Source organism: Desulfitibacter sp. BRH_c19 (genome assembly GCA_001515945.1).
Taxonomy (GTDB): domain Bacteria; phylum Bacillota; class DSM-16504; order Desulfitibacterales; family Desulfitibacteraceae; genus Desulfitibacter.
In genome coordinates, this window is record LOER01000031.1 from 1 (window position 1) to 19,499 (window position 19,499).

General features: G+C 36.7%; 18 protein-coding genes. 16 read left to right on the top strand and 2 right to left on the bottom strand.

The window, feature by feature from the left end; translation table 11 throughout:
* A partial coding sequence (locus APF76_15485; protein KUO50699.1) for a hypothetical protein occupies positions 1 to 497 on the bottom strand: 497 nt, incomplete at its 3' end.
* Between the two features lie 240 nt (positions 498 to 737).
* Here APF76_15485 and APF76_15490 point away from each other — a divergent pair.
* The 16 genes from APF76_15490 to APF76_15565 all read left to right on the top strand — a co-directional run bounded on the left by APF76_15490 (position 738) and on the right by APF76_15565 (position 19,032).
* Entirely contained in the window at positions 738 to 1,466 is a 729-nt protein-coding gene (locus APF76_15490) for a hypothetical protein (GenBank protein KUO50700.1), read from the top strand.
* A 6-nt stretch (positions 1,467 to 1,472) separates the two neighbouring features.
* Positions 1,473 to 2,735, top strand: coding sequence for a hypothetical protein (locus tag APF76_15495; GenBank protein KUO50701.1), 1,263 nt, complete (start codon positions 1,473 to 1,475; stop codon positions 2,733 to 2,735).
* A gap of 191 nt (positions 2,736 to 2,926) precedes the next feature.
* Positions 2,927 to 3,559, top strand: coding sequence for a methyltransferase (locus tag APF76_15500; protein ID KUO50702.1), 633 nt, complete (start codon positions 2,927 to 2,929; stop codon positions 3,557 to 3,559).
* 68 nt (positions 3,560 to 3,627) lie between these two features.
* On the top strand, positions 3,628 to 4,428 hold the full coding sequence (locus APF76_15505; protein KUO50703.1) for a methyltetrahydrofolate--corrinoid methyltransferase: 801 nt from the start codon (positions 3,628 to 3,630) through the stop codon (positions 4,426 to 4,428).
* 24 nt (positions 4,429 to 4,452) lie between these two features.
* A complete protein-coding gene (locus APF76_15510) occupies positions 4,453 to 6,270 on the top strand; it encodes a hypothetical protein (GenBank protein ID KUO50704.1) in 1,818 nt (605 codons plus the stop codon).
* 97 nt (positions 6,271 to 6,367) lie between these two features.
* The gene (locus APF76_15515) at positions 6,368 to 7,666 is read left to right on the top strand and encodes an AraC family transcriptional regulator (GenBank protein KUO50705.1); all 1,299 of its coding nucleotides are present in this window, start codon (positions 6,368 to 6,370) and stop codon (positions 7,664 to 7,666) included.
* Between the two features lie 15 nt (positions 7,667 to 7,681).
* Positions 7,682 to 8,323, top strand: a complete 642-nt coding sequence (locus APF76_15520; protein ID KUO50706.1) for a methyltransferase — start codon at positions 7,682 to 7,684, stop codon at positions 8,321 to 8,323.
* Positions 8,324 to 8,734: 411 nt separating this feature from the next.
* Positions 8,735 to 9,808 carry a glycine cleavage system protein T gene (locus APF76_15525; GenBank protein KUO50767.1) on the top strand — a complete coding sequence of 358 codons (1,074 nt, stop codon included), beginning with the start codon at positions 8,735 to 8,737 and terminating at the stop codon, positions 9,806 to 9,808.
* 5 nt (positions 9,809 to 9,813) lie between these two features.
* Positions 9,814 to 10,197 (top strand): glycine cleavage system protein H, encoded by a 384-nt coding sequence (locus APF76_15530; protein KUO50707.1) that lies wholly within the window; start codon positions 9,814 to 9,816, stop codon positions 10,195 to 10,197.
* On the top strand, positions 10,198 to 11,544 hold the full coding sequence (locus APF76_15535) for a glycine dehydrogenase (GenBank protein KUO50708.1): 1,347 nt from the start codon (positions 10,198 to 10,200) through the stop codon (positions 11,542 to 11,544). It begins immediately after the preceding gene.
* Positions 11,541 to 12,998 carry a glycine dehydrogenase gene (locus tag APF76_15540; protein ID KUO50709.1) on the top strand — a complete coding sequence of 486 codons (1,458 nt, stop codon included), beginning with the start codon at positions 11,541 to 11,543 and terminating at the stop codon, positions 12,996 to 12,998. The genes APF76_15535 and APF76_15540 overlap by 4 nt, the downstream gene beginning before the upstream one ends.
* Before the next feature lie 2 nt (positions 12,999 to 13,000).
* Positions 13,001 to 13,831 (top strand): hypothetical protein, encoded by an 831-nt coding sequence (locus tag APF76_15545; GenBank protein ID KUO50710.1) that lies wholly within the window; start codon positions 13,001 to 13,003, stop codon positions 13,829 to 13,831.
* Positions 13,832 to 14,121: 290 nt separating this feature from the next.
* Positions 14,122 to 14,781, top strand: a complete 660-nt coding sequence (locus tag APF76_15550) for a hypothetical protein (protein KUO50711.1) — start codon at positions 14,122 to 14,124, stop codon at positions 14,779 to 14,781.
* Between the two features lie 12 nt (positions 14,782 to 14,793).
* Complete coding sequence (locus APF76_15555; protein ID KUO50712.1) at positions 14,794 to 16,416, top strand: hypothetical protein; 1,623 nt, start codon at positions 14,794 to 14,796, stop codon at positions 16,414 to 16,416.
* Between the two features lie 89 nt (positions 16,417 to 16,505).
* Positions 16,506 to 18,536 (top strand): hypothetical protein, encoded by a 2,031-nt coding sequence (locus tag APF76_15560; GenBank protein ID KUO50713.1) that lies wholly within the window; start codon positions 16,506 to 16,508, stop codon positions 18,534 to 18,536.
* On the top strand, positions 18,526 to 19,032 hold the full coding sequence (locus APF76_15565) for a gamma carbonic anhydrase family protein (GenBank protein ID KUO50714.1): 507 nt from the start codon (positions 18,526 to 18,528) through the stop codon (positions 19,030 to 19,032). The genes APF76_15560 and APF76_15565 overlap by 11 nt, the downstream gene beginning before the upstream one ends.
* Before the next feature lie 108 nt (positions 19,033 to 19,140).
* Here APF76_15565 and APF76_15570 read toward each other — a convergent pair whose 3' ends face one another.
* Positions 19,141 to 19,428 (bottom strand): hypothetical protein, encoded by a 288-nt coding sequence (locus tag APF76_15570; GenBank protein KUO50715.1) that lies wholly within the window; start codon positions 19,426 to 19,428, stop codon positions 19,141 to 19,143.
* Positions 19,429 to 19,499 lie beyond the last annotated feature (71 nt).

The window sequence follows — 19,499 nt, forward strand, 5'->3', positions numbered from 1 at the left end:
CCTTGAGTACCTTGGCCAGACTGATTTTCATACTGCTGTACAGTCTGCCTGAACTGTTGTGGACTATAAGTAGCTTGACTGCCTTGACCTTGCATACTATAGCCTTGCGTACCATACCCTTGAGTACCTTGGCCAGACTGATTTTCATACTGCTGTACAGTCTGCTGAAATCTCTGAGGATCAAAGTGAGCTTGACCAGTATATCCTGATTGGCCAGATCCCATGGTATATTGTTGTCCACTAGTGCCCATTGAAAGCTGTCCCATTGGAACTTGCTGTATCAATGATCCAACCTGTTGAATGTCCTGGGATGCTTGCTGAGCCAACTGCTGCAGTTGTTGTAGCTGTTGAGCCACGGAGCCCTCTTTTTGTGAGAGCTGCTGTAATTGCTGCTGGTTTTGCTGCTCTGATTGCTGAATTTGCCGAGCTATTGAGCTAATTGAGCTTAGTTCCTGTTGACATTGTTGTACTTTGCTTTGAATTTGTTGCGGATTCAAAGTTTCACCTCCAAAAGTTTAATTATTGTGATGGTCTTACCATCTAAAAATTATTCTTTCCTTGCAGAAAAAAATAATACCTTTTTAGGAATGTAAAAAAAAGGAAGGGATTCTATCCCAAAAAAAAATATTCATCTCGTATTAAACTTAAAGGAAAAAGTTTCATAATACAATTTGCAGGTAAATACCAAAGAAAAGGAGAAATCATAGGGCATCAAATCTATAGAGGGTGTTAAGTTAATGAATTCGAATTCCCATAATAATTGTGCAATACATAAGGCTCAAAATGGAAATGAAATAGAAAGAGAAGCTTTGCTTCTTACACATACAGAGTTTATTAGGAGAATAGGTAGTAGAGTTTGCGGACGACGGCTTGATTTTCATGATGATGAAATGAGTATTTGTTTAATTGCATTTAACCAAGCACTTGACAGCTACAAACATGAAACTAAAGTTCCATTTAAAAGTTATGCCGCAGTAGTTATTAGAAATAAAGTAATAGATTACTTGCGAAAGGAAAATAGGCACAGGCATCTACCATTAGAAATATCTAACGACAATATTGAGGAAGATACATATAGCCCAGCTGAGATTCGCGAAGCAGTAAAAATATATCAAAGTGATTCAGATGAGGAACTTAGAAAGTACGAAATAGTCCAGTTGGGTAATCTTCTTCAAAGATTTGATATTACTTGGAATGATCTACTTGAATATTGCCCTAAACATCAAAGGAAAAGAGTTTTGTGTCTTAAAGCTGCAGGCATTCTTGTTAGTGATGATGAAATGTGGGAGTATTTTTGGCGAAATAAGATGGTGCCGATTAAGAAACTGACACAGGAATTGAATGTTAGCAGAAAAACTATTGAGCGAAGCCGAAAATATATTGCCGCGACTGCTGTTCTTATAAAGTATAAAGAAGAATTTATTCTATTATATGAGTACATAAAGGATGAATTGGAAAGGGGGTGAAATACATTGGGGAAGCGTAAGGGCTTGATTACTGATATCCAAGGTAAAAAGGCAATAGTATTGACAAAAAAGGGGGAATTCCTGAAAGTTAATCTTCCTAAGGAAGCAGACGTTGGTAGCGAAATAGAATTTTCCACAAAGCTGAATTTTTTACCACTAGTTGCTGGTATTATTTTAATATTTTTTATTGGCTGGTCAATGATGTATATTACAAATCCGGCTATTGCAGCTCATATGACTTTAGAGGTCAATTCTGGATTAGAGTTAGCACTTGACAAAAAATTAAATGTAATCTCTGTAAAGTCCACAGATGAAGCAGGGGAAGAGTTTGTTAGCAAATTAAAGGTAAATGGAATGCAAGTAAGAGATGCTGTAGAAATAATTATGGATGAAGCGATAAGCCAAAATATTTTGAAACAAGGTCAAGTGGAGAATCCTGAAATAATATTAGCAACCGTAACTTCAAATAGTCCAAAGGTATCTCTAAATGAAGAAGAAGTGGGCAAGTGGGTTTCTGCTAATTTAGATAAACATGAGCTGACAAATGATGTAATGGTACAAAGAGGTTCCACAGAAGACTGGGAAAAAGCTAAAAAAGAAAAAATGCCTCCAGCAAAATACATAATGATCAAGAAAATTGAAGAAGAAGGCATTGTTGTGGCCGAAACCCAAGAGGAATTGTTGGAAATTGATGTAAGAGATCTAGTTAGAATAATCAATGAAAAGAAGACAAAATCTAATATTAAGGACCAAAAAAACCAAAAAAATCAAAAAGACCAAAAAGACCAAAAAGACCAAAAAGATCAAGAGCTTGTCATGGATGAATTCAATGAAGATCCTCATGAGGAAGACATTAATGAAAAACCGGATATGAAAGAGTCTACGAAGGAAGAGCGAATTAACAATAATAATTCATCTAGGAACGAGCCAGGTAGAGGTCATAAAGATAATAATTCACAGCAGGGATCTAAGGAATCTAGAGTTTCTAAGGAAGCTACTATGGAAACTGAATCTACTATGACTGAATCTCCTATGGTAACCGAAGCTACTATGGAAACTGAAGCTCCTAAGGAATCTAAAGATTCCACTAGGCCAAATAATATATCAGATCAGGATGAAGTGAAGGATAATGAAATAGAGAGGAAATGGAATAAAGAGAATAATAATAAAGACATACTAAATTACATAAAAATATTTGACAATAATAGGAATGTAGATGATTTCTCAATTCACTTAAAAAGAATACCCGGTTTTAAAAAGCCATATTAGCAGAATAATTTCTGTTTGGTTTACAGAAAATATAAAAAGTATCATATTCTGCAGGAGATAATAGGATTTTACCGAGGAGATTCAAGTTTTAAAAAGAATTAAACAATAAAGGCTACTTGGGTACATAATTTTTGTTAATATGTGCCCACTTTAAAAAAATAGAGAACAAAATTTTAAGGAGGTAAATGTAAATGGCAAACTTTGAAGAGCTGTCAAATGCAGTAATTGCTGGTAATGAGGCAAAGGTTAAGGATCTTACAAAAGCTTTAGTTGACCAGGGAGGAGATCCATTAGAAATTATTAACCAGGGTTTAGTAGCAGGTATGACTGTAGTTGGAACAAGATTTAAGGCTGGGGACATGTTTGTTCCTGAAGTTTTAATGGCAGCAAGATCTATGCATGGTGGGATGGATATCGTTAAGCCACTTATTGCTGATGCTGATGTACCTACTAAAGGTAAAGTTGTTATAGGAACTGTTAAGGGTGACCTTCATGACATTGGTAAAAACTTGGTTGGTATGTTAATGGAAAGTGCTGGATACAATGTAGTTAACTTAGGAGTAGACGTTCCTCCAGAAAAATTTGTTGAAGCTGTTAAGGAACACAATCCTAGATATGTAGCTATGTCTGCACTTTTAACAACTACTATGTTGGCTATGAAAGATACAATTGAATTATTAAAAGAAGAAGGCTTAAGAGACAAAGTTAAGTGCTTAATCGGCGGAGCTCCAGTTTCTCAAGAATTTTCAGATGAAATCGGCGCTGATGGATATGCACCTGATGCTGCTTCCGCAACTGAACTTTGTGACAAGCTACAAGCTTAATAATCAAAGACCAATGGGAGAAATCCCGTTGGTTCTTTAATAAAAAGAATTTGTTGGAGGTAATAAATATGTTAATAGTAGGCGAATTAATTAACACTAGTAGAAAGGATATCAAGCCTGCAGTTGAGAATAGAGATGCAGCTTATATTCAAAAGATTGCTAAAGAGCAAGTTGAAGCTGGAGCAAACTACGTTGATGTAAACTGTGGGACTCAAGTATTTAATGAGCCAGAAGTTATGGAATGGCTGGTTAAAACAGTTCAAGAAGCAGTTGAAGTTCCTTTATGTATTGATAGTCCAAATCCAAAAGCGCTAGAAGTTGGGTTAGCTTTAACTAAGACTAAAAAGCCAATGGTTAACTCCATTACTGCAGAAAAAGAGAGATTTGAAATAATACTACCTTTAATTCAAAAATATAATGCAAAAGTAGTTGCTTTATGTATGGATGATTCCGGAATGCCAGAAACAGCTGAGGACAGAATAGTAATTGTTGACAAATTAATTAAAGATCTTACTGCTAACGGAATAGCAGAAGATGATATTTACCTTGATCCTCTAGTAAAACCTGTAAGTACAGGCGATAAAGCTGGTCTGGAAGTTCTCGATACTGTTAGATACATCAGAGAAAACTATCCAAAAGTGCATGCTATTTGTGGCCTAAGTAATATTTCATATGGTCTTCCTAACAGAAAAATATTGAACCAAACTTTTATGATTCAAACTATGACCATGGGTATGGATGCTTATATTCTTAATCCAATTGATAAGAAGATGATGGGCTTTATTTACTCAGCTTCTGCAACATTGGGTCAAGATCCTTTCTGTGGAAAATATCTCACTGCTCACAGAAATGGTTTATACGAAGACTAAAATATCACAATAACGGAGGGTATTATGAAATCATTCCAGATTACTGTGCTTCCAACGAACAGGAAGATAGAGGTAACAGAGGAAAAATCCCTTCACTCAGCGTTAACTCAAGCAGGTATTGATATCGAAGGTACCTGTGGTGGAAAAGGAACCTGTGGTAAGTGTAAGGTAAGAGTCTTAGAAGGCAAAAAGGCTTTAGCCAAAGACGCAGGCAAGAAACTCTCAAAAGAAGAAAAAGAGGCAGGCTGGAGATTAGCCTGCCTTATTCCTATTGAAGAGGACATGACTATTTCCATTCCTGCTAAAGCTGAGGAAGGCGACAGAAAGACTCATTTAAGTGGTAAGGACCACTATCAAGTTGACACACAGTTTAAGAAAACAAATATTACTATGCCAAAACCTTCTCTTGAGGATCAAAAGTCAGATATTAATAGAATTATAGCAGAATTAGGAGAAGATGATTATGAAATAACTTTACAAGTTTTAGAAAAAGCACCAAAAATGATACGTGATTCAAAATTTAATGTTACCGTAACTAGTTACGGCAAAAAGATTATTGATATTGAAAAAGGAGATACCACAAAGGAAATTTATGGTGTTGCTTTTGACATTGGCACAACAACTGTTGTTGGCACATTAATAAACCTTGTCACAGGGGAAGTTACAGCCGCCAATGCAGCGGCAAATGCACAAAGGTCTTATGGGGCTGACGTTATAGCTAGAATTACTTATGTTTCTGAGAATAAAAACGGTTTAGAAGTACTAAAGAATAAAGTAGTAGAAACAATGAATAATATTATCAACTCACTTATAGACACAGCAAAGATAAATCCAGAAAATATATATAGTATTGTTACGGTTGGTAATACTGTTATGCAGCACCTTCTTATTGGATCAAACCCAATAAATATTGCTATGGCTCCTTATACCCCTGTTTTTCAGAATTCGTTAAAGCTAAATGCATACACCATGGGGATCCATGTAAATAAAGAGGCAGTTTTATATACTACCCCAAATGTAGCTGGATATGTGGGAGCAGATACAGTAGGAGTGATTTTGGCTACTCATATAGAAGAAAGTGAAGATATTCTTTTGGCTGTAGATATTGGAACAAATGGAGAGATAATGCTTGGAAACAAAGACAGGATTATAGCTTGTTCAGCAGCAGCAGGACCAGCCTTTGAAGGAGCTCAGATTAAAAAAGGTATGAGAGCTGCAGATGGTGCTATTGAAAAAGTAACAATTACAGACGATGTGTATATAGATGTTATTGGTAATAAAAAACCTATTGGCATTTGTGGTTCCGGCCTTGTAGATGCTGTGGCAGAACTTATAAAAGTAGGGATTATTAATCTGGGAGGAAGATTACTTCCATCAGATGAAGTACCCAATTTAACCAAAGCGCTAAAAGATAGAATTGTTGAGGGCCGAAATGGATATGACTTCGTAATCTATAAAGGCGAAGACTCACTTGAAGATGTGGTATTAACACAAAAGGATGTTCGAGAACTGCAACTTGCGAAGGGTGCCATATACGCCGGTATCAAGATTTTGATAAGTGAGTTAGGAATTGAGGTCAAGGATATTAACCGTGTATTATTAGCTGGAGCATTTGGTAACTATATACAGGTTGAAAGTGCTAAAACTATTGCTTTACTACCTGAGGAGCTTGAAGTTGAACAGGTAGGAAATGCAGCTGGCATTGGTGCTAGAATGGTGTTAGCATCTGATAGTGAAAAGGCTAGAGCAGACTATATTTCTGATAAAATTAAGTATATCGAGTTATCAAGCAGAAAAGACTTTCAGGATGTATTTATGACAGCCTTAGGCTTCGGAAACTAGGATGATTTGTAAGATGGTATAAAAAGAAGGAAAATAACAAGAAATATAGAATGCTATTATAATGGAAGGCCAACAGTAAAAGAGGGAGATATTGCCCATGCTGCATTCTATTGAGTTAAGAAGTTTAATAGGAGATGAAATTCTCCAAAAAATATTAAGTTCCTTCAAAAAGGCTACTGGGCTGAGGGCAATAATAGTAGACGTCAAGGGCGAGGGGCGTATTGTTCCTACAGAATTTCCTGAAGATTGTAAATTATGCCAGGTTGTCCGAAGCTCAGAAAAAGGATTAGAGAAATGCCAACGGTCTTACGAAAGAGCAGGTAAAGAGGCTGCTAAATATGGTGAGCCCTATATATTCCGTTGCCACGCGGGCCTAGTAGGGTGGGCTGCTCCTTTGATGTTGGAAGATAAACACTTAGGAGCAATAATTTGTGCTCAGGTACTTATGTGGGAACCAGAGGAATACTTTTTAGAAGAAATTAAAGAAATGTGCTCAGGCTTGGGCATTGATTTGTCAGAATTAATAGAAGCAACTAAAAGCTTAGCTGTGATTTCACCCCAGATGGTTCAAGGGGCAGCTGATTTATTATTTGTGGTAGGTAACCATTTGATGAAAACTACCATGATTACACAACAGCAGCGCAAAGAAATTGCTGATCAGCAAGCACGACTTGGAGAAGAGATGTTTGCTAGAAAGCAGCTTGAGGATGCTTTTAAAAAAATAGAAACTCGATCAAATAGAGTTTATGCCCTTGAGAAGGAACAGGATTTAGTTACTAAGGTTAGAAATGGTGATTGGGATGGCACATATAGGGTATTAAATGAACTACTAGCGGATATTTTGCAAAAATATCCTGGAGATATTCAAGAGATAAAGACTCGTGCATTGGAATTGTTGGTTGTTATGTCACGCGCAGCAGTTGAAGGTGGAGCAAACTTAAAAAACCTACTAAGTCTTAATTCTAGGTACATGGATGAAATGATGCGATTGGACAATATTGAAGACTTATGCCTATGGCTTTTAAAGATAACCCAAAAGTTTGTTGATAGTGTAGATGAAGGTGATGATATTAAAAATCTTCAGGTTATTCAAAAAGCGGCTGAGTACATGAAGGCTAACTTCATTGCAAAGCTAACAATTGATGACATCTCGCAGGCTGTATACTTGAGTCCGTGTTATCTTAGTAAAATTTTCAAGCAGGAGTTGGGATGCACCATAATGGAATTCCTAACTAAAATTAGAATTGAAGAGGCTAAGAAACTGCTAAAAAATCCTAAATATAATATTATGCAAGTTGCAGATGAAATAGGATTTGAAGATCCCAGCTATTTTACAAAGGTATTTAAGAGGAGTGAAGGAGTTACTCCCAGCCAATATAAAAGAAAAGCTCTATAAGTAGGGGGTAGTGTTGTGGCAAAAGAGTATGAAGACATTCTTAATGCAGTATTGGTCGGAGATGCCAATAGAGTTAAAGCTCTTGTGGAAGGTTTGCTATTGAGTAAGTATGATCCTATGGATATTTTAAACTATGGATTACTAAAAGGAATGGAGAGTGTTAGTTCTTTATTTAAGAATAATAAGGTATATATTCCTGAGGTATTGATATCATCTAGAGCTATGCACGCAGGAATATATGTTTTAAAACCATATATTTCTTTACCTGGAATGCATGTTCCTGGTAAAATATTAATAGGCACAGTTGCAGGTGACTTACATGATATAGGTAAGAACTTAGTAGTTATGATGTTAAGGGGTAAAGGGTTTGAGGTAATTGATTTAGGAATAGATGTTTCTCCAGAAGAGTTTGTTTATGAAGTCAAAAACCAAAAACCTGACATTCTTGCCGTATCGGCTTTATTGACTACGACAATGCCTGTAATTCCAGAGACAATTAAGCTCTTGAAAAAAGAAGGTTTAAGGGATACTATTAGGATAATGGTCGGAGGGGCACCCCTTACGAGAGACTATGCTGGAGCTGTTGGTGCTGATGCATATGGATCTAGTGCTCAACAAGCAGTTGAAGTTGCTACAGGTATTTTGAATAATAAGTAAATAAAGGTGAATGACTTTAAACGGGAGAGACCTATTTAGGCGCCGAAGAAGAAAGGCAGTTTATTGCTAATGGATTGCTGAAACTTTCAGGCAAAAGAACCGTTTGAAGGACACATCTCTGGAGAGTTTTCTTGAAAAAGAAAACACCAAAGGGGAAACCGGTATAATAACCGGCTAATCTCTCAGGTTACAAGGACAGGGAAGACAGCATTTTATTCATGTTGTCTTTTTTTTGTTGACCAAGGAGTAATGGTAATCTAAATATTGCATACTTTCAAAAGAGTTCGTTTAAAACTTTGACCAGCTTGTAATGCACGTAGAAAAAGGCAGGCATTGAAGGGGGTGGTTAGAAAGTAGAAATAATTACAATAATAATAAAAGAAAAGGGAGGTTTACAAAGTGGAATTAAAAATGACCCCTTTAAACGAAGCTCATCAAAAACTAGGGGCTAAGATGGTAGACTTTGGTGGTTGGCATATGCCAGTACAGTATCAGGGTATTATTGAGGAGCATATGGCAGTTAGAACAAAAGCTGGGCTTTTCGATGTGAGTCATATGGGTGAAGTCTGGATAACAGGTAAGGATGCTTTAAAGTTTGTTCAAAAAATGGTTACCAATGATGTATCTAAAATAGATAAGGGGCAAATACAATACGCTATCTTTTGTAATGAAAAAGGTGGCACGGTGGATGATTTACTAGTTTATATGATGGATCAAGATCAGTACCTGTTAGTAGTAAATGCAGGTAATAAGGAAAAAGATGTGAAGTGGTTGTTTGACAATAAGGAAGGAAATATTTCAATTGATGATAAATCAGATGCTACAGCCCAATTGGCCTTACAAGGACCACTAGCATTAGAAATTTTACAGCAGATAACTGACATAGAGTTAAGTAGAATAAAATATTATGGTTGGGAATATGGTAAGGTAAATGGTATTGAATGCTTGATTTCTCGTACAGGCTATACAGGCGAAGATGGATATGAAATATATATGGGGTCAGAGTATGCAGTAGAACTTTGGGAAAAAATACTTGAAATTGGTAAGGGGAATGTTGTCCCTATTGGGCTTGGAGCCAGGGACACGCTACGTTTTGAAGCAGGAATGCCCTTATATGGTCATGAGTTAGGAGAAGACATATCCCCACTTGAAGCTAAACTGGGTAAATTTGTTGTGCTTGATAAGGACTATTTTATAGGAATAGAAGCTTTAAGAAAGCAAAAAGCAGAGGGTGTTCGTCGTAAGCTAGTTGGTTTTGAAATGGTTGATAGAGGTATAGCAAGGTCAGATTACAAGGTATATGTTGAGGATAAGGAAGTTGGATTTGTAACAACAGGTTCACCAGGGCCTTATCTTAATAAGAATTTGGCCAATGCTTTGATAGATGTAGAACATGCAACTATTGGTAAAGAATTATTAATTGATATTAGAGGGAAAAAGAAAAAGGCAATTACAATTGCCACACCATTTTATAAAAGGAGGTAATTTTAATGTATCCAGTAGAATTAAAGTATTCAAAAGACCACGAGTGGGTAAAAGTAGATGGAAATGAGGTTACTCTAGGTATTACGTTTCACGCCCAAGAAGCAATGGGTGATGTAGTATTTGTAGAATTACCTGGAGTTGGTGATGCTTTCGAGGATGGAGAATCATTTGCAAACATAGAATCTGTAAAAGCAGTTTCAGATTGCTATACACCTGTTAAGGGTACGGTAACAGCAATTAACGAAACTCTAGAAGATTCCCCAGAATTAATAAACAACGAACCATATGGAGAAGGTTGGATTATTAAAATGGAGGTAGAAGATATATCCGTTTTAGATAGCTTAATGTCATCCGAGGAATATCAGGAGTTTCTCAAGGAGGAAGAGTAAATGAGATATAGTCCTAATACCTCTGAAGATAAAAAAGAAATGTTAGCAAGTATTGGATATGAGAAAATTGAAGAGTTATTTCAGGATATTCCAGAAGAAATAAGAAAGAAGGCCAATCTTGACGTTGGTAATGGAATGTCAGAGCATGAGCTTAAAAAACATGTAGGAAAAATTGCTGCACGAAATGAGACTTTAGATGACTTAATAAGCTTTTTGGGAGCAGGAACTTATGAACACTACATCCCAAGCTTTGTTGATCAACTGCTTTTAAGGTCAGAATTCTATACAGCTTATACCCCATACCAACCAGAGATCAGCCAAGGTACACTTCAGGCTATATTTGAATATCAGAGTCTAATTTGTGAGTTGACGGGGATGGATGGTACGAATGCTAGCGTGTATGATGGGGCAAATGCTACGGCAGAGGCCGCAAGTATGGCAGTATCAGCTACAAGGCGTACCAAAGTATTGTATTCCAAGGGATTACATCCAGAGTATGTACAAACCATAAAAACTTACGGTTGGGTACAGGATCTTGAAGTTCTAGGAGTAGAAGTTGAGAATGGAACTACTTCAATTGAGGAAGTTGAAAAGAATCTTACCAAAGATGTCGCTTGTATAATAGTACAATATCCAAATATATGTGGCTGTGTAGAGGATTTGCAGAAAATAGCAAAGATAGCCCATGCCCAAAAAGCCCTATTAGTTGTGGTAAATACTGAACCTGTAGCTTTGGGAGTACTGAAAACACCAGGTGAACTAGGAGCTGATATTGTGGCTGGCGAAGGACAGTCCTTTGGTAACCCTGTCGCTTTTGGAGGTCCTCACTTAGGTTTTATAGCAACAGCTGGTAAACTTATTCGTAGACTACCAGGAAGAATAGTTGGTAAAACAAAGGATGTTGATGGAAAGATTGGGTTTGTATTAACCTTGCAGGCTAGGGAACAGCATATTAGAAGGGAAAAGGCTTCTTCAAATATTTGTTCAAATCAGGCCTTATGTGCCCTTGCTGCAACCATGGCAATGTGTGCAATAGGTAAGGAAGGCTTAGTAGAAATGGCAGAAACAAATCTTCAAAAAGCACATTATGCCTATAAAAAGCTAACAGCAATAAAAGGTGTAGAAGCAGTCTATCCAGAAAAGCCATTTTTTAATGAGTTTGTAGTGAAAACACCAGTCCCAGCAGCAACAGTTATCGCTTCTTTATCTAAACAGGGTATCCTTCCTGGGGTAGATCTTGGCAAATTTGATGCTTCTATGGCTAATCACCTATTAGTATGTGTCACAGAACTTAAAACTAAAGATGAAATAGATCTCCTAGCAGAAAGATTGGAGGGTGTAGTATGAGAGAGCCTGTAATATTCGAAAAGAGTAAAAAAGGCAGAAGGGGTTGTTATTTACCTCCATGTGACGTTCCTACTCAACCGTTAGCAGAGCTTGTTCCGCAAGAGTATCTACGCGAGGAAAAAGCAGAATTTCCTGAGGTTGCTGAAATCGATGTAGTTAGACATTTTACAAAGCTTTCTAGCTATAATCATGGAGTTGATTCAGGGTTTTATCCCCTTGGATCCTGTACTATGAAGTATAACCCTAAGGTAAATGAAGAGCTTTGTAGATTAAATGGTTTTACTAGGTTACACCCATATCAGCCTGAGGAAATGGTTCAAGGTGCATTGGAATTGATGTATACCCTTGAACAAGATCTAGCAAGTATTACTGGAATGAACAGAATTAGTTTGCAACCTGCTGCAGGTGCCCACGGTGAATTAGCTGGTATAATGACTATCAAGGCTTATCATGAAAAACGAGGGGACACTAAAAGAAATAAAGTTATCGTGCCAGATTCGGCTCATGGGACTAACCCAGCTACTGCAGCCATGGCAGGATATCAGACAGTAGAAGTACCGTCAAACTCTGAGGGAGGAGTAGACTTAGCTGCTTTAGAAAAGGTCTTAGATGATTCAACTGCAGCTTTGATGCTCACTAATCCAAATACACTCGGACTTTTCGATAGTCAAATACTTGAAATTGCTGAAATGGTCCACAAAGCCGGAGGACTACTCTATTATGACGGTGCTAATATGAACGCAATTATGGGTTATGCAAGACCAGGTGATATGGGATTTGATGTGGTTCATTTAAATCTTCATAAAACCTTTTCTACTCCACATGGCGGAGGTGGACCTGGTTCTGGCCCAATAGGTGTAAAACAACACTTGGAAGAATTTCTGCCTGTTCCTACAGTAGATAAAAGAGATGATGGCACCTATTATTTGAAGAATGATATTTCTAACACCATTGGTAAAGTTAAGGGATTTTATGGGAACTTCCTAGTATTGGTGCGAGCGTATTGCTATATCAAAGCATTAGGGAGTAGTGGACTTAAAGAAGCAAGTGAAGCTGCTGTCTTAAACGCTAATTATATGATGGAAAATCTTAAAAAGACCTATTATCTTCCATATGATAAGACTTGTAAGCATGAATTCGTAATTAACTCAAAGACACTTAAGTCTCAAGGGGTTCACACATTAGATATAGCTAAAAGGTTGTTGGACTTTGGGTATCATCCACCAACAGTCTACTTCCCATTAATTGTGGAAGAAGCTTTAATGATAGAGCCAACTGAAACTGAAAGCAGAGAAACTCTAGATGAGTTCATAGAAATCATGGAAAAAATCCATCAAGAAGCATTTGACAATAAAGAGGTTGTGATAAATGCTCCTCATGACACACTAGTTCGTAGATTAGATGAAGTATCAGCAGCTAGAAACCCTGTTATTCGTTGGAAAAGAGATGAGTAAGATTGGTAGAGACCTGGAGACTCATAGATTCTAACTATAATGACGGTTTTTATAATATGGCTGTCGATGAGGTTTTGCTTAGTAGTGTTATTGAAGGTAAATCTCCTCCTACAATACGCTTTTATAGGTGGCAGCCAGCAACTGTAACCCTAGGCTACTTTCAAGACATGGATAAAGAAATAGAAACAGAGATATGCAAAAAAAAAGGTATTCAAGTGGTTCGCAGGTTAACAGGTGGCAGGGCAATTCTTCATGACAATGAGTTGACCTATAGCCTAACTGCTAATGAAAAAGAAAAACAAGTCTCTGGAAGTATAATTGAATCTTATTTGAAGATAAGCCAGGCACTTGTAAATGGTTTAAATATTTATGGGGTAGAAGTAGAGATGATGGCAAGGCCAAGCAAAGAAAAAGGCTCAGCTGCTTGTTTTGATGCGCCATCTTGGCATGAGATTGTCTGGAATGGAAGAAAGCTAGTTGGTAGCGCCCAAACAAGAAAACAAGGGTTTCTCCTGCAGCACGGTTCTTTACCATTCTCTTTAGATGTGGAATTGCTTTTTCAACTTTTAAGAATTTCCAATGCTCAGGTAAAAGAAAGATTAAAGAAAAACTTTCAACAAAAAGCTGTTTCTCTTGAAGAAATAACACAGAAAGAAGTTGATTACAAAAAGCTAGTTGAAGCTTTAGTTCAAGGTTTTAGCCAGACTTTTAATATAAAGGTTGCATGGGATGATTTAAGTAAAGAAGAAAAGGCAAATGCTCAAGAGCTAAAAGAAACTAAATATAGTCAAAATGCGTGGAACAATCGTAAAGGAAATACCTCCTGCTCTTAGTAGGAGGTATTTTTTAAAGTTAGGCTTAAAATGTTATGAGTTAGGTGATATAATAATATACTAAAATAAAGAATTGAAGTAAGATCTTAATTCAGGGGGAGATTCTACTCCTACTGAATTTTAGAGCTACGAATGAATGACTTAGTTGGCGTTGTACTCTCACTTACGCCAGTATAAGTTAATTTTAGAATAAAATTTTACTTATACCAGTGCAAAGCTAGAAGATGGGAGACTTACGCCAAGTTAGTCAGTTAAAAAGAAAAGTCAAAACTAGGTGGTGAGGGTTAACTTTGAAACGGATTAATTTTTATGATCAGTCACTAAATAAACTGTGGGATCAGGTAATTGAGATGGGTTCAAATGTTGAAAAGTTATTAGAAGAAGCCCTAGAATCTCTTTTAAAAAAAGATCCTTCTAAACTATCCCATATTAATGAACTAGAAGAAAGCATAGACAAGTTTAATGATAAAATAGAGATGCAGGCTCTTGAACTAATTTCTTTACAACAACCTATGCCAAAAGATCTAAGAAAACTAGCTGCCTTTATGAGAATTATTAAAGAACTAGAAAGAGTTGGAGATTTGGGTGTAAACCTTGGGGAAGCTGTAGTTAGACTTGATAAAATGGGGGACTATTTTAAACCATTAATAGATATACCCAAGATGGCCAGATTAGCTATAGAAATGATTTCCAAAGCACTTAAAGCCTATAAGACTCAGGATACTTCTCTGGCGGAAGAAACATGTAAAATGGAAGAAACAATTGATAAAATGTATGTTTATCTTCTGGAGGAGCTTGTTGAGTATATGAAAAAAGATGTAACCTATATAGAACAATCCTGTCAATTTCTTTTAATTGCAAGAGATTTAGAACGCATAGGAGATCATGCAGAAAACATTGCTGAAATGGTAAACTATATGGTAACTGGAAAAAAGAATTTGTTTGACTAGAAGGGACCAATTATGGAAACGGTTTTTATTATAATAGGCTTATTGGGTGGTCTTGGTTTATTTCTTTATGGGATGAATCTGGCTACTGAAGCCTTACAGAAATATTCAGCAAGTAAAGTAAAGGATATGTTTTCCAAGATAACCAAAACTCCAGCTAGAGGAGTTCTAGCAGGGATTATTATTACTTTCTTGTTGCAAGGGAGTAGTGCAGCAACAGTACTTATAGTTGGTTTTGTAAGTGCTGGTTTGATGACTTTTCCTAATGCTATTGGGGTTATAATGGGATCTGCAATAGGGACAACGTTTACAGTACAGTTAATAGCCTTTAGAGTAACTGACTATGCTCTGCTACTGGTGGCTTTAGGGGCAGGTGTTTTTGTTTTTTCTAATAAGAAAAAAGTTCGTTATATAGGACAGATACTCTTGGGTTTCGGGCTAATCTTTTATGGAATGGGAGTTATAACAACTGCCATTAGTCCACTAAAGGATAATCTAGCCTTTACTAATTTAATGGCTGAATTGGTAAATAGGCCATTTTTGCTTTTACTTGTAGCAACGGCATTTACTGCTATCGTTCAAAGTAGTGCCGCTACTCTAGCCATAGCTATGTCTTTAGCAATGGGAGGAGTTATTTCTATTGGAGCTTCAATGCCAATTATATTTGGTGCAAATATAGGAACAACAGCTACAGCTCTTCTTTCTAGCCTAGCTTCTACTAGAGAAGCTAAAAGGGCTGCCCTAGCAAACCTCATTTTTAAAGTAATAGGAGTACTTGCAATAATTCCATTTCTTACACCCCTGGTTGACGTAGTGCTTGTTTCAAGTAAAGATATTTCAAGACAAATTGCAAACGCCCATACCTTTTTCAATATAATAATAACTTTACTCTTTTTCCCTGTTATTAACTGGTTTAGCTTATTAATATATAAGCTTGTCCCTGAAAGAGAAGAAGAAATGGAGCATAAACAAAAGCTTACGAAATTTATTGATGAAAGTGTATTGGATGTACCTGACCTTGCTCTCTGGCAAGCCAAGAATGAGATAATAGGTATGGGTAATTTAGTAGGTCATAAGATGCTTGCAAAAGTGAATTTTTATATCAAAACAAAAGATGAAAGTTATTTAAGAGAATTTGTTATAAGAGAACACCAAGTGGATAGCCTTTATATGGCTATTTCAAAATATATTACCACCATTGCAGAAAGGGATTTACATGAGGAGCAGTCACAACTTCAGGTAAAATACTTATATATTATAAATGATTTAGAGCATATAGGGGACATAGTTCTAAGCCTTTCAAAAGGTTATCAAAAAGTAGTAGATGAAGGGGCACATTTTCCAGTAGATGATACAGAGGATTTTAACACCATGTTTGTTAAAATAAAAGAGAATTATTATAAGTCATTAGAGGCATTTTCAGAGGACAATTATGAATTGGCTGCTGAGGTTATAAAGGGGCAACCAGAAATTTCGAAGTTGGAGAAAACGCTACGATTTAACCATTTTTCTAGAATGGCCTCAATTGAAGGAAAGAGTTTGGATAGTAGTTCTACCTATTTGGATATGGTTAATGACTTGTTGAGAATAAATCTTCATTCTGTAAGTATTAGTCAAACTATTATGGGGATTGTTTAATAATTGTACAACAAGTCAGAAGTCTGAAGTCAGAAGTCAGAAATCAGAATGATACTGAGAGTAAGTTTTTTTACGGGAGTAGGAATGAGATGGACATAATCAGTAATTATTTTAAGGAAGAATTATTAAAACACCGTCCTGATTTTGAAATTCGGGAAGGGCAACTTGCGATGGGAATTGAAGTGGAGAAATATCTTGCTTCCCAAGACAACTACTTTATCGAAGCAGGAACTGGTGTAGGTAAATCTTTGGCTTATTTGATTCCTGCTGCCCATTGGTCCATAGAAAACAGCCAAACGGTTGTGGTTGCTACTTTCTCAAAAGCTCTTCAAAATCAGCTAATTGAAAAAGATTTACCTTTGGTAGAAGAGTTATTCAAATCCATTGGCCCCTTAAGGGTTGCTATGGTCAAGGGACGAAGTAATTATATATGTCTTAGGCGCTACAATAACGCACTAAACAATACTCAAGAGACAGCTTCCTCAAATCAAGTAAAATTTTGGGATGATGATATAAATGACCTTAAGAAAGAACAGCTTAGTCAAATTAATGCATATGTTGAGAAGGATATAGGTGAAAAGGATTATCTTGAATGTGCCACTGATTTGATTTGGGAGGATATATGTAGTCAGAGATTTAACTGCTTGAAATATAGATGCCCCTGGAAAAAGCAGTGCTTTGTTAATACTGCCAGAGAAGCACAGGCAAACGCCCATATCTTAATAGTTAATCATGCCTTATTTTTTGCAGATTTAGCGCTTAGAACCTCCGGTAACCCATTGATGCCGGATTATGCTAAAGTTATATTTGATGAGGCACATCACATTGAGGATGTTATTGCGGAATCCTTTGCAATTGAAATCAATGGATTTAAAATTCGAAATTATTCACAGATGATTGTCAATCCCTATTCTAATTTTGGACAAGCTATCAGACTGCATGAAAGCTTTTATGAAGATGTTAAAAAGTTACGTAAAGCTTTAGAGGAAGAAAGTAACAAATTTTTTAATGAAACTGGGAATCTTATGATGGGAGCAAATACTTTTCCATACCAATCTGAGCATGTAAAGGAAAATGGACTAAGGGAAAAAATTAGCGGTCTAATCAAATATCTTAGTGCTCCAGAAGTAGGAGATATATTAGGGCTTACTTATGAAGCAGAAGGTGAAAGAGAAAACTTGGTGGCTGCGGGTAATCAACTTTTGGCGGACTTGGAATTTTTGACTTCTGCAGATTCAAGTGAATTTGTTTACTGGATTGAAAAGGATGAAAGTGGTTTTGCTAGAATAAAATCTTGTCCCATTGAACCAGCAAGTATTTTGGAGATGGAGCTTTTTAGTGACTCAAAGGCATTATTTACATCTGCTACTCTAGCCACAGAAGGAAGCTTTGCATATATGGCAGAAAGGCTTGGCGTTAATAAATATTGTTATAAGATATGTGATTCGCCCTTTGATTTTAATAAGCAATGCCTCCTGTTAATACCTAGAAAGGGTTTAAATCCTAGAAGTCCAGATTATAATGAATACATTGTTCAGTGCTGCAAAAGGATACTGTCCCAAACAATGGGTAGGGCCTTTGTGCTTTTTACATCGTATAGTGCCTTGAATTACTGCTATGATAAAATGCATGAATGGTTTGAGGAAGAAGGGTTAACCCCAATGGCACAGGGTAGGGGTATATCCCCTTTTCGGCTGCTTGAGCAGTTTAAAAAGGTCGATAATCCTGTGTTGTTTGGCACAAGTAGCTTCTGGGAAGGAATGGATGTCCCAGGGGAAAAGCTATCTTGCGTGATTGTTACAAAGCTTCCATTTGCAGTTCCTAGTCATCCATTAGAAGCCGCGAGAATGAAGAAAATAAAATCACTAGGAAGAAACGATTTTCTGGAATATTCAGTTCCTAAGGCAGTAATTAAATTTAAACAGGGCTTTGGAAGGTTGATAAGAACCAGAAGTGACAAAGGGATTGTGGTTGTTTTAGATACAAGAATAAAGCTCAATACTTATGGCAAGTTTTTTTTAAACTCTCTACCAGATGTTTCTATATCGAATTATCTTTCTGACATTAGCCAGTTTTTAATGGATGAAAGTGCCACAGGAGGCTCATGCAATGATAAATGAATTTAGACAGTCTAAACCTGATCTAGACCATGAGAGCTATATTGCTGAAACAGGGGTAGCCATTGGCAGGGTGAAGCTGGGTTTTGGTAGCAGCATTTGGTATAATGCAGTAGTTCGAGGAGATATTAATTATATTACAATTGGAGATCATTCTAATGTTCAGGACAATGCTGTACTTCATGTGGGCATGAAGCACCCTGTAGAAGTGGGCGACTATACAAGTATAGCTCATGGGGCTGTTCTTCATGGCTGTACGATAGGGAATTACTGCTTAGTAGGTATGAATGCAGTAGTTTTAAATGGTGCCCTAGTAGGTGATAATTGCATGATAGGGGCGGGAACTGTTATCACCCAGAACATGGTGATTCCGGTAAATTCATTGGTCGTAGGTACCCCTGGAAAGGTAGTAAGGGAAATAAAACCTGAAGAATTAAAAGAAATTCATGTATTTGCTAGAAGATATGAATACTTATGGAGGAAATACTACAGCAAATAGAACAGAAGACAGAATTCAGAATACAGAATTCAGAAGAAAATCTAAACTGTGCAAATGGTTTTTGCCTCTTTTCTGAGTACTGGCTCCTGTATTCTGACTACTGTTTTTCTATTTACTACATCTGGGTGAAGCAGCAACTTTTACGATAGCTTTTGTTAATGCCCCTATAATATCTGCCCGGTATTGACTTTCTAAAATATTACTTTTACTATAAACCTCTCCTATTTCAGTAGCTACATACATGGGTGGAAGCTGATTGAGAGCAAGTGCAACTATGTCACTCCTACAACCATTGCAACGACAAACCTCAGGAAACTTTGGCACAATATCATTAACCATCTGCCACACGAGAATTTCCATAGTATTTTTAACTAAATAATTAGGCCCTTCTGTCATCTAAAATCCTCCCTTAACCAGATACTCTGTAATCTTAAATTTTCGCCTTTAATTTTAAATTACCTTCTTTT

What these genes read in the sequence shown, in the direction of transcription:
- APF76_15490 (KUO50700.1), top strand. Translation starts at nt 738, where the DNA reads ATGAATTCGAATTCCCATAATAATTGTGCAATACATAAGGCTCAAAAT.
- APF76_15500 (KUO50702.1), top strand. Translation starts at nt 2,927, where the DNA reads ATGGCAAACTTTGAAGAGCTGTCAAATGCAGTAATTGCTGGTAATGAG.
- APF76_15505 (KUO50703.1), top strand. Translation starts at nt 3,628, where the DNA reads ATGTTAATAGTAGGCGAATTAATTAACACTAGTAGAAAGGATATCAAG.
- APF76_15510 (KUO50704.1), top strand. Translation starts at nt 4,453, where the DNA reads ATGAAATCATTCCAGATTACTGTGCTTCCAACGAACAGGAAGATAGAG.
- APF76_15515 (KUO50705.1), top strand. Translation starts at nt 6,368, where the DNA reads ATGCTGCATTCTATTGAGTTAAGAAGTTTAATAGGAGATGAAATTCTC.
- APF76_15525 (KUO50767.1), top strand. Translation starts at nt 8,735, where the DNA reads ATGACCCCTTTAAACGAAGCTCATCAAAAACTAGGGGCTAAGATGGTA.
- APF76_15530 (KUO50707.1), top strand. Translation starts at nt 9,814, where the DNA reads ATGTATCCAGTAGAATTAAAGTATTCAAAAGACCACGAGTGGGTAAAA.
- APF76_15535 (KUO50708.1), top strand. Translation starts at nt 10,198, where the DNA reads ATGAGATATAGTCCTAATACCTCTGAAGATAAAAAAGAAATGTTAGCA.
- APF76_15540 (KUO50709.1), top strand. Translation starts at nt 11,541, where the DNA reads ATGAGAGAGCCTGTAATATTCGAAAAGAGTAAAAAAGGCAGAAGGGGT.
- APF76_15555 (KUO50712.1), top strand. Translation starts at nt 14,794, where the DNA reads ATGGAAACGGTTTTTATTATAATAGGCTTATTGGGTGGTCTTGGTTTA.
- APF76_15560 (KUO50713.1), top strand. Translation starts at nt 16,506, where the DNA reads ATGGACATAATCAGTAATTATTTTAAGGAAGAATTATTAAAACACCGT.
- APF76_15565 (KUO50714.1), top strand. Translation starts at nt 18,526, where the DNA reads ATGATAAATGAATTTAGACAGTCTAAACCTGATCTAGACCATGAGAGC.
- APF76_15570 (KUO50715.1), bottom strand. Translation starts at nt 19,428, where the DNA reads ATGACAGAAGGGCCTAATTATTTAGTTAAAAATACTATGGAAATTCTC.